Annotated in this window: 15 protein-coding genes and 1 tRNA gene; 4 read left to right on the top strand and 12 right to left on the bottom strand. The window is 68.5% G+C overall.

The window, feature by feature from the left end:
* Positions 1–12 precede the first annotated feature (12 nt).
* Positions 13–96: transfer RNA gene (locus ACNQR1_RS13180), tRNA-Leu, on the bottom strand.
* Positions 97–181: 85 nt separating this feature from the next.
* On the opposite strand from ACNQR1_RS13180, the gene ACNQR1_RS13175 reads away from it, so the two are divergent.
* The gene (locus ACNQR1_RS13175; protein ID WP_418046615.1) at positions 182–565 is read left to right on the top strand and encodes a hypothetical protein; all 384 of its coding nucleotides are present in this window, start codon (positions 182–184) and stop codon (positions 563–565) included.
* Positions 562–924, top strand: coding sequence for a DUF3817 domain-containing protein (locus ACNQR1_RS13170; RefSeq protein ID WP_418046613.1), 363 nt, complete (start codon positions 562–564; stop codon positions 922–924). Before ACNQR1_RS13175 ends, ACNQR1_RS13170 begins: the two co-directional genes overlap by 4 nt.
* 167 nt (positions 925–1,091) lie before the next feature.
* Here ACNQR1_RS13170 and rdgB read toward each other — a convergent pair whose 3' ends face one another.
* The 11 genes from rdgB to clpS form a co-directional block, all read right to left on the bottom strand.
* A complete protein-coding gene (gene rdgB / locus ACNQR1_RS13165; RefSeq protein ID WP_418046611.1) occupies positions 1,092–1,697 on the bottom strand; it encodes an RdgB/HAM1 family non-canonical purine NTP pyrophosphatase in 606 nt (201 codons plus the stop codon).
* Entirely contained in the window at positions 1,698–2,477 is a 780-nt protein-coding gene (gene rph, locus ACNQR1_RS13160; protein ID WP_418046609.1) for a ribonuclease PH, read from the bottom strand. It lies immediately after the preceding gene.
* Positions 2,478–2,494: 17 nt separating this feature from the next.
* Positions 2,495–3,262, bottom strand: a complete 768-nt coding sequence (locus ACNQR1_RS13155; RefSeq protein WP_418046607.1) for a cyclic nucleotide-degrading phosphodiesterase — start codon at positions 3,260–3,262, stop codon at positions 2,495–2,497.
* 64 nt (positions 3,263–3,326) lie between these two features.
* A complete protein-coding gene (murI, locus tag ACNQR1_RS13150; protein ID WP_418046605.1) occupies positions 3,327–4,151 on the bottom strand; it encodes a glutamate racemase in 825 nt (274 codons plus the stop codon).
* Between the two features lie 4 nt (positions 4,152–4,155).
* Positions 4,156–4,815 carry a rhomboid family intramembrane serine protease gene (locus ACNQR1_RS13145; RefSeq protein ID WP_418046603.1) on the bottom strand — a complete coding sequence of 220 codons (660 nt, stop codon included), beginning with the start codon at positions 4,813–4,815 and terminating at the stop codon, positions 4,156–4,158.
* Between the two features lie 10 nt (positions 4,816–4,825).
* A complete protein-coding gene (locus tag ACNQR1_RS13140; RefSeq protein WP_418046601.1) occupies positions 4,826–5,797 on the bottom strand; it encodes a cysteine synthase in 972 nt (323 codons plus the stop codon).
* 6 nt (positions 5,798–5,803) lie between these two features.
* The gene (locus tag ACNQR1_RS13135; RefSeq protein WP_075923712.1) at positions 5,804–6,079 is read right to left on the bottom strand and encodes a MoaD/ThiS family protein; all 276 of its coding nucleotides are present in this window, start codon (positions 6,077–6,079) and stop codon (positions 5,804–5,806) included.
* A gap of 9 nt (positions 6,080–6,088) precedes the next feature.
* Positions 6,089–6,547: a Mov34/MPN/PAD-1 family protein gene (locus ACNQR1_RS13130; protein ID WP_418046599.1), complete on the bottom strand. Its 459-nt coding sequence runs from the start codon at positions 6,545–6,547 to the stop codon at positions 6,089–6,091.
* Positions 6,519–7,538 (bottom strand): P1 family peptidase, encoded by a 1,020-nt coding sequence (locus ACNQR1_RS13125; protein WP_418046597.1) that lies wholly within the window; start codon positions 7,536–7,538, stop codon positions 6,519–6,521. The genes ACNQR1_RS13130 and ACNQR1_RS13125 overlap by 29 nt, the downstream gene beginning before the upstream one ends.
* A gap of 5 nt (positions 7,539–7,543) precedes the next feature.
* Positions 7,544–8,122 (bottom strand): DUF2017 domain-containing protein, encoded by a 579-nt coding sequence (locus tag ACNQR1_RS13120; RefSeq protein WP_418046595.1) that lies wholly within the window; start codon positions 8,120–8,122, stop codon positions 7,544–7,546.
* A gap of 6 nt (positions 8,123–8,128) precedes the next feature.
* Positions 8,129–8,443, bottom strand: coding sequence for an ATP-dependent Clp protease adapter ClpS (clpS, locus tag ACNQR1_RS13115; RefSeq protein WP_044522132.1), 315 nt, complete (start codon positions 8,441–8,443; stop codon positions 8,129–8,131).
* Between the two features lie 65 nt (positions 8,444–8,508).
* Between clpS and ACNQR1_RS13110 the strand changes: the two genes are divergently transcribed.
* A complete protein-coding gene (locus ACNQR1_RS13110) occupies positions 8,509–9,819 on the top strand; it encodes a nicotinate phosphoribosyltransferase (protein ID WP_418046593.1) in 1,311 nt (436 codons plus the stop codon).
* The gene (locus ACNQR1_RS13105; protein ID WP_418046591.1) at positions 9,816–11,939 is read left to right on the top strand and encodes a helicase C-terminal domain-containing protein; all 2,124 of its coding nucleotides are present in this window, start codon (positions 9,816–9,818) and stop codon (positions 11,937–11,939) included. Before ACNQR1_RS13110 ends, ACNQR1_RS13105 begins: the two co-directional genes overlap by 4 nt.
* The last annotated feature ends 39 nt before the right edge of the window (positions 11,940–11,978 follow it).

The raw sequence follows: 11,978 nt of genomic DNA, 5'->3' as shown, positions 1-11,978 counted from the left end.
TGAGTTGACGAGTGCGGGCGGTGGGACTCGAACCCACACGTTCTTTCGAACACCGGCACCTAAAGCCGGCGCGTCAGCCAATTGCGCCACGCCCGCGTGGAGCGCGCTCAGCCTACCGCAGGCGACCCGGGCCACCTCGACACATTCGTCGGCCTCAAGAGCCGCGCCGTACCATGGACGAATGTCCACTACACGGCGTAGGAGACCAGCGCTCATCGCACTGGTCTGTCTCGGCGCCGCGGGCTGCCTGGCGTTGGCCTGGTGGCAGTGGACCCGCTACGAATCGGCCTCGGGCACCTTCCAGAACCTCGGCTACGCCCTGCAGTGGCCGATGTTCGCCGGGTTCTGCTTCTACGCCTACTACAAGTTCGTGCGCTACGAGGACGCCCCACCGGAGCGGCCCAGCGACGAGCTCACCGAGATCCCCGCAGGCTTGTTGCCGGAGCGTCCCAAGGCCGCGGCCGCGGATGCCGGCGATCAAGAACTGTCCGAATACAACGCCTACCTTGCCGAGCTGGCCAAGTCCGACGCAGAGCCCGAGAAGAAAGACAGGACCGATAGATGACCGCACCAGAACCGGGCGCCGAGGTCACGCCGGTTGTTTCGACTCCCAAGGAGGCCATCCGCAAGGCCCTGCTGGGCTACCGCGTGCTGGCGTGGACGACGGGCCTCTGGCTCATCGCACTGTGCTACGAGATGGTGCTCAAGTACATCGTCCAGGTGGACAACCCGCCGAGCTGGATCGGCATCGTGCACGGCTGGGTGTACTTCATCTACCTGCTGTTCACAGCCAACCTCGCGGTGAAGGTCCGCTGGCCCATCGGCAAGACGATCGGGGTGCTGCTCGCGGGCACGATCCCGCTCCTTGGCATCATCGTCGAGCACTTCAACACGCTGGATCTCAAGAAGCGCTTCGAGCTGTAACCGCGGGCCGTCGAGGCCATCACCTCTTTGTCACGTTGGAGTGACGCCGGCGCTCCACAGCCACTCCAGCGTGACAATCGCTGCGCCGCGGCCAGTTCCGCGCACGCCGACGTGACACTCGACCTCGAGCGGTGCGCCAGCGTGACAAACCGCCGCCGGTGAGAGCCCTACGACCCCGCCAACTCGCGCAGCGCAGGCACCAACAACGCCAGCGCGCGGCCGCGATGCGACGCCGCGTCCTTCTCCGCCGGCGTCAACTCGGCTGCGGTACGGGTCGATCCCTCAGGCAGGAACACCGGGTCGTAACCGAACCCGCCGTCGCCGCGGGGCTCGCGGGTGACCGTGCCCGGCCACTCCCCGCGCACCACCGTGGAACCGGACGCAGACACCAGCGCACACGCCGACACGAACGCCGCGCCGCGCCGTTCGTCGGGCACATCGGCCAGCTGCCCCAAGAGTAAGGACGTGTTCGCCGGGTCGTCCCCGTGCCTGCCGGACCACCGCGCGGAGAGCACTCCGGGCATCCCGTTCAGGGCATCCACGGAGATCCCGGAATCGTCGGCCACACAAGCCAATCCGGTGGCACGAAAACCGTCTGAAGCCTTGGCCAGTGCGTTCTCCTCGAACGTCGCGCCGGTTTCGGGCGCCTCGTCGTACGCAGCGACGTCGGCCAGGGACACCAGGTCCAGCCCGGTGATCCCGGCGGCGTCCAGCACCCGGCGCAGCTCGGCCAGCTTCTTGGCGTTACGGCTGGCTACAAGAAGGGACGGCACTCAGCTTCCGAACGCTTTCTTGGCCGCGGGCCCTTCCGGCAGCACGCCCGGATACGGCAGTTCCAGTGCCTCGCGCTGGATCACGAACAACTGATCGCAGGCGCCCAGCGCCGCGTCGAGCATCTTGTCCAGCGTGGACCGGGGGAAGGTCGCGCCCTCGCCGGTGCCCTGGATCTCCACCAGGGTCCCGGTATCGGTGGCGACGACGTTCATGTCCACCTCGGCGCGGGAATCCTCGACGTAGGGCAGGTCGACCCGGACGCGTCCGTCGACCACGCCCACCGATACGGCCGCGATCGCGCACGACAGCGGGCGTGGATCGGAAAGCCGTCCCGCCGCAGCCAGATACGTGACGGCATCGGAGAGTGCGACGTAGGCGCCGGTGATGGCCGCGGTGCGGGTACCGCCGTCGGCCTGCAGCACGTCACAGTCGATGGCGATGGTGTTCTCCCCCAGTGCGCCGAGGTCGATGCACGCCCGCAGCGAGCGTCCGACCAGCCGGCTGATCTCCTGGGTGCGACCGCCCACGCGGCCCTTGACCGATTCCCGGTCCGAGCGGTCGTGCGTGGCGGCCGGCAGCATGGCGTATTCGGCGGTCAGCCAGCCCTGCCCGGAGCCCTTCCGCCAGCGCGGCACACCCTCGGTGACCGAGGCGGTGCACATGACGCGGGTCTGGCCGAACTCCACCAGTACCGAGCCTGCGGGATGCGATGTGAAACCGCGGGTGATGGTTACCGGGCGCAGCTCGTCGTCAAGACGACCGTCTTCTCGCTTGGACACCCGCCAACCCTAGCGGGTCAGCCCCGGGTGACGTCGAAGGTCTCGCCGCACACCACGGCGTGCACCGGGCCGTCGAACTCGGCCTTGGCTTCGCTGATCACGTCCTCGCGTGAGGTCCACGGCGGAATGTGGGTCAACAGCAGCTCACCGACGCCGGCCTCTGCCGCCGCGCGCCCCGCCTCGGTGCCCGACAGGTGCAGATGGGGCGGACGCGAAGGATCGTGCGTCCACGACGCCTCGCACAGGAAGACGTCGGCTCCCCGAGCGAGTTCGACCAGCGCGTCGCAGTAGCCGGTGTCGCCGCTGTAGACCAGGGTCGCCCCGGACGGATCGGTGAAGCGCATGCCATAGGACTCGGTCGGATGACACACCAGCCGCGGCGTGATGTTGAGCGTGCCCATCTGCACCGGGGAGCCGTCCTCCCAGTGCCGCACCTCGAAGATGTCGGTGAAGTCGTCGATCTCGCCGCCTTCGGGCGACGACGCCGCACCCAACCGGGCCCACGTGTTGGCCGGCCCGTACATCAGGCCGCGCTCGGTGGCCGGGATCGGGTGATACCGGCGCCAGACGAACAAGCCGGGCAGATCCAGGCAGTGATCGGCGTGCAGATGCGACAGCAACACGTTGACCGAATTCGGATCGGCGTAGCGCTGCAACGCACCGAGAACGCCACCACCGAAGTCGACGACCATCGGAATCGTGTCTGGTGCGGTGACGAGATAACCGGAGGCTGCCGAATCCGGGCCGACAACGCTGCCGGAGCATCCCAGGATGGTCAATCGCACAGTGTCTAGCTTGCCATGCCCGATGTGCGCGTTGCCAAGACATCGCCGGTTTGGGCGACGGAGATCATTTTCGGACGCCCGCGTGACGCCGCACCTGCCGCGCCCCGTCCAGTCCCGGCCCCAGGAATCGGGTGGCGAGCGCGGTGAATGCCTCCGGATCTCCGGTGGCCTCGAACACCCGCTGCGCAGGCCCGGATTCGTGCGGCTTCAGCAAATCGAGCTCGGTGAGCACCCGGAGCAGGTCCTTCGCCGTCTCCTCGGCCGAGGACACCAGGGTGACGTTGTCGCCCATGGCCAACTGGATGAGCCCGGACAGCATCGGATAGTGCGTGCAGCCCAACACCAGGGTGTCCACCTCGGCGCGCTGCAGTGGCTCCAGATAGCCCTCGGCCAGACCGAGCACCTGACGCCCGCTGGTGACCCCGCGCTCGACGAAGTCGACGAAGCGCGGGCAGGCCACCCCGAACACCTCGGTGTCACGTGCGGCCGCGAACGCGTCCTGATAGGCGCCCGAGGCGATCGTGGCGGCAGTGCCGATCACCCCGATGCGTCCGTTGCGGGTGGCGGCCACCGCGCGCCGCACCGCGGGCAGGATCACCTCGACCACCGGCACCGGCGAGTAGCGCTCGCGGGCGTCGCGCAGGCAGGCCGACGACGCCGTGTTGCATGCGATCACCAGAGCCTTGACACCACGGGCCACCAGATCGTCGCCGATGGTCAACGAGTGCGCCCGGATCTCGGGAATGGTCAGCGGCCCGTAGGGACCGTTGCCGGTGTCGCCGACGTAGATGATGTCCTCGTCGGGCAGCTGGTCGATGATCGCGCGGGCCACGGTCAGTCCGCCGACGCCGGAGTCGAAGATGCCGACGGGGGCCAGGCGGTCGTTCATATGTTCATGCGCTCAGCCGGGCGGAGTTCTTCTTCGCTTCCCGCGACTTGCGTTCCGGTCCGGACAGCAGATAGGCGGCGATGATGCCCGCAACAGCCCCGCTCAGGTGGCCCTGCCAGGACACCCCCGCATTGCCGGGCAGCACTCCGAACAGGACGCCGCCGTAGACGAAGAGCACGACGACGCCGATCACGATCTCCCACACATTGCGGGTGAAGAACCCGAACACGATCAGGAACGCCAGCCAGCCGAAGATCAAGCCGGATGCGCCGATGTGAGTGCTCGTGCACTGCACGCTCACGTAGGGGCAGTGCAGGCCGATGTTGCCGATCAACCACGTGCCGAACCCGCCGAGGATCCAGATGATGGCGGTCGCGGCGATGAATCGCCCCATCCCGGCCAGCGTCATGAGAAAGCCGAGCACCAGGGCGGGCACGGTGTTGGCGATCAGGTGCGGCCAGCCGCCGTGCAGCAGCGGCGCCCACAGGATGCCCCACAGTCCGTCGGTCTGCAGGGGCCGGATGCCGTCCTGGTCGAGCCGGTGGCCCATCGCGGTGTCGACGATCTCGATCACGTACAGCAGCGCGACGAAGCTGACGATCGTGACGCCGCCGACGATCCAGGCCGGCCGCTTTTTCGGTGCCGTCGAAGGGAGGTTGGTCATCCCTGCCCGCTCACGCCCATAGCTGCCCTTCCAACGCATCCTCTGCGTCATCAAGGCTACCGGCGTAGGCACCCGTGGACAGATACTTCCAACCCGCGTCGGCGACGACGAACGCGATGTCGGCGCGCTGGCCGGCCTTTGCCGCCTTGGCCCCCATCCCCAGCGCCGCGTGCAGGACCGCGCCCGTCGAGATGCCGGCGAAGATGCCTTCGCGGGTCACCAGATCGCGGGTGCGTTTGACCGCGTCGTAGGAGCCCACCGAGAACCGGGTGGTCAGCACGTCGGGGTCGTACAACTCGGGGATGAATCCCTCGTCGATGTTGCGCAGCGCGTACACACCCTCGCCGTAGCGCGGTTCGGCGGCCACGATCTGCACACCCGGCACCCGCTCGCGCAGGAAGCGGCCGGTGCCCATCAGGGTGCCGGTGGTGCCGAGCCCTGCGACGAAGTGGGTGATCTCGGGCAGGTCGGCCAGCAATTCCGGGCCGGTGCCGTAGTAGTGCGCATCGCTGTTGGCCGGGTTGCCGTACTGGTACAGCATCACCCACGAAGGGTTCTGGGCCGCAAGCTCTTTCGCGGTCGCCACGGCGGTGTTGGAGCCGCCCTCGGCAGCGCTGAAGATGATCCGCGCGCCATAGAGTTCGAGGATCTGACGCCGCTCGATGGAGGTGTTCTCGGGCATCACGCAGATCATGTTGTAGCCCTTGAGCATCGCGGCCATGGCCAGCGAGATCCCGGTGTTGCCGCTGGTGGGCTCCAAGATCGTCGCGCCGGGGCTCAGCAGCCCGTCACGCTCGGCCTGCTCGATCATGCGCAGCGCGGGCCGGTCCTTGATCGAGCCGGTCGGGTTGCGGTCCTCGAGCTTGGCCCACAGCCGCACATGCGGCCCGTCGGCCCCGTCCTCCCACCGCGGCGACAGGTGCTGCAGCCCGACCAACGGGGTGTTGCCGAGGGCTTGCAGCAGCGAGTCGTATCTGGTCATGGAGCGTTAGGCTCCACCCGCGACGGCGGGCAGGATGGTCACCGAGTCGCCGTCGGCGATGGTGGTGTCCAGCCCACCGGAGAACCGCACGTCCTCGTCGTTGACGTAGATGTTGACGAAGCGGTGCAGCTTGCCGTTGTCAACCAGTCGGTCGGAAATGCCGGAGTAGTTGGCCTCGAGGTCGGCGATCACCGCCTGCAAGGTGTCGCCGGAGGCGCTGACGCGCTTCTGCCCGTCGGTGTGCGGACGCAGGATGGTCGGGATCGAAACGGTTACTGCCATGAGTGCTCCTTATGTGTACTGCTCGACGATAGTGACGGGTTCCTCGGTGACGACGCCGTCGACGATTCGGTAGCTGCGCAGCTCGTGCTCTTGGGGGTCCCGCGTGGAGACGAGCACATAGTGCGCATCCGGCTCGGAGGCGTATGAGATGTCGGTGCGGCTCGGGTAGGCCTCGGTGGCGGTGTGCGAGTGGTAGATGACGACGGGTACCTCGTCGGCTTCGTCCATCGCGCGCCACACCTTGAGCTGCTCGCCCGAGTCGAAGCGGTAGAAGGTCGGGGAACGCTCGGCATTGACCATCGCGATGAACCGGTCCGGCCGATCGGAGCCCTCTGGCCCGGCGATCACCCCACACGCCTCGTCAGGATGGTCGGCGCGGGCATGCGCCACCATGGCCTCGACGAGATCCCGGCGGATCACCAGCACAGCACGACTCCCTTCATTCGAACGCTCCCGGCAACATGTCACGGTAGGTCGGTATTCCGGCCACCGGCTCGGCGGCCAGCAACCCGACCATCACAGCGCGGGCCAGCACGTCCGCGGCGGCCGCCCCGACCCGGGTGACCAGTGCCGTCTCCGGCGACATCGCCACCGGCGTTTTCTCGTCGGGTTCGACGGTCACCGCGCCGGTCGCCAGCGCAAACACCGTATCGCCATCCAGCGGGGTGTGACACGGCGAGATGGTCCGGGCCAGTCCGTCGTGCGCCGCGACGGCCACCCGACGACACCCGGCCGGGCTGAGCTCGGCGTCGGTGGCGACCACCGCGATGGTGGTGTTGAGTGGCCCGATCTCGCGGTGTCGATCGCCATAGGCGGCGAGCTGGTCGGCGGGCGGGGCGATCAGCCCGAACTCCTCGATCAGCGATGCCATCCAGGGCAGACCGGTGCCTGGATCCACCACGTCACCTGCGGCGTTGAGGACGACGAGGGCACCCACGGTCACCCCACAGTCCAAGGTCACCGAGGCGGTGCCGACACCGCCCTTGAGGACTCCGGCCCGCGCACCGACACCGCCGCCGACGGTCCCGAGCGCGAACTCCGTGGAGGCGGCCGAGGCGGCCGCGTAGCCGAACTCCGCAGTCGGCCGGTTGGCCCAGCCGCCGACGGGCAGATCGAAGATCACCGCGGCGGGCACGATCGGCACCACGCCGCCGTCCATCGCCACCCCACGGCCCTGCTCCTCCAGCCAGGTCATCACCCCGTCAGCGGCAGCCAGACCGTACGCACTGCCACCGGTCAGCACCACGGCATCGACGTGGCGCACGGTGTTTATCGGGTCGAGCAGGTCCGTCTCGCGGGTGCCGGGGGCGCCTCCGCGTCCGTCGACGGCACCGACGGTCCCCGGCGGGGCCAGCACCACGGTCGATCCCGACGCCCATCCCGAGCCCCGCGTCGCGTCGGGGTCGATGCGGTGGTGGTGGCCGACCAGGATGCCGCCGACGTCGGTGATCGAACCCATCAGTCCTATCTCCCCATCAGGCTGAGGACGAGGTACTCCTGCAGCACGGTCAGCCACTGATAGACGTCGAGGTGCCCGGCCATCGGGTGCTCGGGGGGCAACTGGTCGGGGCCCTGCGCACCGATGTCGAGCATGGTGCCCAGTGCCAGCCGGATGTCGTTGACCGCCGCGGCCCATGCCTCCGCATCTTCCTCGGTCAGCTCGAACTTGCCGCCGCCGTCGGGAATGGTGTCCAACAAGCGTTGGGCCGCTTCGCGTTTGGCCTCGATGATGGCGGGCTCGTGCAGCCCGCGCAGCGCACTGTTGAGGCTCTCGGCGGTGCCCGAGCCGGCGGGATGCTCAGTCTGCGGCCGATAGAAATCCGGGAGCAGGCGTTTCATCGTGGCATCCTCGGGCGCCTGCGGATTGCCGGTCTTCATACCGGTGATCATCTCGAGTTCGTCTGTGGGGCCGGACGATCCGCGTTCCTCGAGCATCCCGAGCATCGACGTTCCCAGGCTCGACAGCAGCGCGGCCTCATGGGCCTCCAACGCCGAGCGCAACCGCTGACCGCCGGCGGTCTCGACCCTTTTCCATTTGCGCACAGTCGATCAGCGGTCCTGTTGCATGGTGGCCCACAGCCCTGCGGCGTGCAGTTTGGACACGTCGGTTTCCATCGACTCGCGGCTGCCCGCCGAGACCACGGCCTTGCCCTCGTTGTGCACCTGCAGCATGAGTTTGGTGGCGTGTGGCTCGCTGTAGCCGAACAGTTTCTGGAACACGTAGGTGACGTAGTTCATCAGGTTGACCGGATCGTCCCAGACGATGGTCACCCACGGGCTTTCGGTGGCCGCATCTTCCCGTGGCGCCGCCTCGACGCTGCGCTCTTCACGGGTCCCCGGACGGGCCTTCGCCGGTGTAACCATGGGCCCACAATACCGGCCGGGGTGCCGCGATATTGAAGCAGCCGCGAACAGCTACGGTTGCTGGTGTGACCGTCGCGTTGCTCACCGACAAGTACGAGCTGACGATGCTCGCCGCCGCGCTTCGCGATGGCACGGCGCACCGCCGCACCACATTCGAAGTCTTTGCCCGCCGCCTGCCCGAAGGGCGGCGCTACGGAGTGGTCGCCGGCACCGGACGGTTCGTGGAAGCGTTGGCAGAGTTCACGTTCACCTCCCTCGAACTCACCGCACTGTCGGAGTTTCTGGACACGGCGACCCTGGATTTCCTGGCGAGCTACCGGTTCAGCGGTGACGTCGACGGCTACGCCGAGGGCGAGCTGTACTTCCCCGGCTCCCCGGTTCTGTCAGTGCACGGGTCCTTCGCCGAATGCGTGGTGCTGGAGACCCTCGTGCTGTCAATCCTCAACCACGACACGGCGATCGCCTCGGCAGCCGCCCGGATGGCCAGCGCCGCGGCCGGCCGGCCGATGATCGAGATGGGCTCACGCCGTACCCACGAGCTGGCCGCCGTGGCCGCCGCCCGCGCGGCCTATCTGGCCGGCTTCACCGGATCGTCGAATCTGGCTGCCCAGCAGCGTTACGGGGTACCCGCGCTGGGCACCGCGGCGCATGCCTACACGCTGGTGCACACCACCGAGTCCGGACCCGACGAGCAGGCCGCGTTCCGCGGTCAGGTGGCAGCCCTTGGCGTCGGCACCACCCTGCTGGTGGACACATATGACATCACCGCGGGCGTGGCCAACGCGATCGCGGCGGCCGGCCCGGAGCTGGGTGCGGTGCGCATCGATTCGGGCGATCTGGGTGTGCTGGCCCGCCAGGTGCGCCAGCAGCTCGACAGCCTCGGCGCCACCAACACCAAGATCGTGGTCTCCGGCGACCTGGACGAGTTCGCCATCGCCGCCCTTCGCGCCGAGCCCGTCGACAGCTACGGGGTCGGCACCTCGGTGGTGACCGGGTCGGGCGCACCGACCGCGGGCATGGTCTACAAACTGGTCGAGGTCGACGGCATGCCGGTGGCCAAGCGCAGCAGCCGCAAGGAGTCCCACGGTGGCCGCAAGCAGGCCGTTCGGCTCGCAAAGGCCTCGGGCACGATCGTCGAAGAAGTGGTCCACCCGTACGGTCAGGAGCCGCTGGAGACATCTGGGCTCACCGCACGGAGACTCACCGTCCCGCTCATCGCCGGCGGAGTCCCGGTCGAGGGACACCACCCCGCAGCAGACCTGGCCGCCGCCCGCGAGCGGGTCACCGCCGGGCTGCACAGCCTCCCCTGGGACGGCCTGAAGTTGTCCCGCGGCGAACCGGCCATCCCCACCCGGGTCGTGCCTGCCCGGACATGACGACCAAATCGAAGCCATCCCGCGAGGTGGCCAACGTGGTGACCAACCTCCTCAAGATCGCCGTGAAAGGCCTCGGCGGTGCCGGCCGCCCGGGTCAGGTGGAGATGGCCGAGGCGGTCGCCAACGCATTCGAGTCCGGTGAGCACCTGGCCGTGCAGGCCGGCACGGGCACGGGCAAATCGCTGGCGTATCTGGTGCCGTCGATCGCCCGCGCCCTGCAGACCGAGCAGCCGGTGGTGGTCTCGACGGCCACCATTGCCCTGCAGCGTCAGCTCGTGGACCGCGATCTCCCCCGGCTGGTGAACTCGCTTGCCGACGCACTGCCGCGCAAGCCCACATTCGCCTTGCTGAAGGGGCGCGGAAATTATCTGTGCCTGAACAAAATTCACAACGGCGCTGCGGAGGAGCCGGCCGACCGCCCCCAGGACGAACTGTTCTCGCCGATGGCGATCAGCGCCATGGGCCGCGATGTGCAGCGGCTGACGGAATGGTCCTCGGACACCGAGACCGGCGACCGCGACGAGCTGGCCCCCGGTGTGCCGGACCGGTCCTGGTCGCAGGTCAGCGTGTCGGCACGCGAGTGCATCGGGGTGTCGCGTTGTCAGTTCGGCACCGATTGCTTCGCCGAGCGGGCACGGGAGAAGGCCGGTGCCGCCGACGTCGTCGTCACCAATCACGCACTGCTGGCCATCGATGCACTCTCCGACTACTCGGTGCTACCCGAGTACGAGCTGCTGGTGGTCGACGAGGCCCACGAACTCGCCGACCGGGTGACCGGGGTGGCCACCGCCGAGCTCTCGGCGACGTCCATGGCGGTCGCCCACCGCAGGATGGCGCGACTGGTGGATGACGAACTGGCGCAACGCTTCGAGGCCGTCGTCGCGACGCTGTCCTCGCTGCTCCACGAACTCGACGCCGGCCGCATCGATGTGCTCGGCGAGGAGCTGGGTACCTACCTGACGGCGTTGCGCGACGCGGCCAACGCGGCGCGCACGGCGATCGACACCACCCCCAGTGACCCCCAGGCCGCCTCGGCGCGCACCGAGGCCGTCACCGCACTGAACGACGTCAGCGACACCGCCACCCGGATCCTCACCTCGTTCGTGCCGCCCATCCCCGATCGCGTCGACGTGGTCTGGGTGGAGCAGTCCGAGGGACCGAACGCCGGAAACACCGGCGCTCCTCGGCCCGGGCGGTCCCTGCTGCGGGTGGCCCCGATGTCGGTCTCGGGCCTGTTGCGCACCAGATTGTTCGCCAACACCACCGCGGTGCTGACCTCGGCGACGCTGACCCTCGGCGGCAACTTCGACGCGATGGCACGCAATTGGGGTCTGGGCGGCTTCGCCGACGCCGGCGAGCCGGCCAATCCGGGCAGGGCCGGCGAGCCGGCCAAACCGGGTTGGGCGGGCGAGCCGGCCAATCCCGGCAGGACCGGCGAGCCGGCCAAACCGGGTTGGCGTGGCCTTGACGTGGGGTCACCGTTCGACCACGCCAAATCGGCAATCCTCTACGTGGCCAAGCATTTACCGCCGCCCGGGCGCGACGGCACCGATACTCGCACCCTGGATGAGATCGAGGCACTGATCACCGCTGCCGGTGGCCGCACCCTGGGCCTGTTCTCGTCGATGCGCGCGGCCAAGGCCGCCGCCGAGGTCATGCGCGAGCGGCTGTCCACCCCCGTGCTCTGCCAGGGCGAGGACACCACTTCGGCTCTGGTGCAACAGTTTTCCGATGATCCCGAGACCTCACTGTTCGGCACCCTGTCGCTGTGGCAGGGTGTGGACGTCCCGGGGCCGTCGCTGTCGTTGGTCCTGATCGACCGGATTCCCTTTCCCCGCCCGGACGATCCGTTGCTGACCGCGCGGCAGCGGGCGATCAGCGCGCACGGCGGCAACGGTTTCATGGCGATCGCGGCCAACCACGCCGCACTGTTGCTGGCCCAGGGCACCGGCCGGCTGCTGCGTCACACCGACGACCGCGGGGTGATCGCCGTGCTGGACTCCCGGCTGGCGACCGCCCGCTACGGCGGCTACCTGCGTTCGTCGCTGCCGCCGTTCTGGTCCACCACCGACCCTGAGCGGGTGCGACAGTCGCTCAAGCGGCTTCGGGGCGCGGGCTGATATCGCGTCCTGTGCGCGCTGAGTTAACTAGTGTGTGCG

The sequence above is a fragment of the Mycobacterium sp. 48b genome, from assembly GCF_048282725.1.
Classification (GTDB): Bacteria; Actinomycetota; Actinomycetes; order Mycobacteriales; family Mycobacteriaceae; genus Mycobacterium.
Note: the sequence above shows the minus strand (reverse complement) of the source record. Positions and strands in the feature narration are given on the sequence as shown.

What these genes read in the sequence shown, in the direction of transcription:
- ACNQR1_RS13125 (WP_418046597.1), bottom strand. Translation starts at nt 7,538, where the DNA reads ATGGGTTCGATCACCGACGTCGGCGGCATCCTGGTCGGCCACCACCAC.
- ACNQR1_RS13140 (WP_418046601.1), bottom strand. Translation starts at nt 5,797, where the DNA reads ATGACCAGATACGACTCGCTGCTGCAAGCCCTCGGCAACACCCCGTTG.
- ACNQR1_RS13145 (WP_418046603.1), bottom strand. Translation starts at nt 4,815, where the DNA reads ATGACCAACCTCCCTTCGACGGCACCGAAAAAGCGGCCGGCCTGGATC.
- ACNQR1_RS13170 (WP_418046613.1), top strand. Translation starts at nt 562, where the DNA reads ATGACCGCACCAGAACCGGGCGCCGAGGTCACGCCGGTTGTTTCGACT.
- ACNQR1_RS13105 (WP_418046591.1), top strand. Translation starts at nt 9,816, where the DNA reads ATGACGACCAAATCGAAGCCATCCCGCGAGGTGGCCAACGTGGTGACC.
- clpS (WP_044522132.1), bottom strand. Translation starts at nt 8,443, where the DNA reads ATGGTTACACCGGCGAAGGCCCGTCCGGGGACCCGTGAAGAGCGCAGC.
- ACNQR1_RS13135 (WP_075923712.1), bottom strand. Translation starts at nt 6,079, where the DNA reads ATGGCAGTAACCGTTTCGATCCCGACCATCCTGCGTCCGCACACCGAC.
- ACNQR1_RS13175 (WP_418046615.1), top strand. Translation starts at nt 182, where the DNA reads ATGTCCACTACACGGCGTAGGAGACCAGCGCTCATCGCACTGGTCTGT.
- murI (WP_418046605.1), bottom strand. Translation starts at nt 4,151, where the DNA reads ATGAACGACCGCCTGGCCCCCGTCGGCATCTTCGACTCCGGCGTCGGC.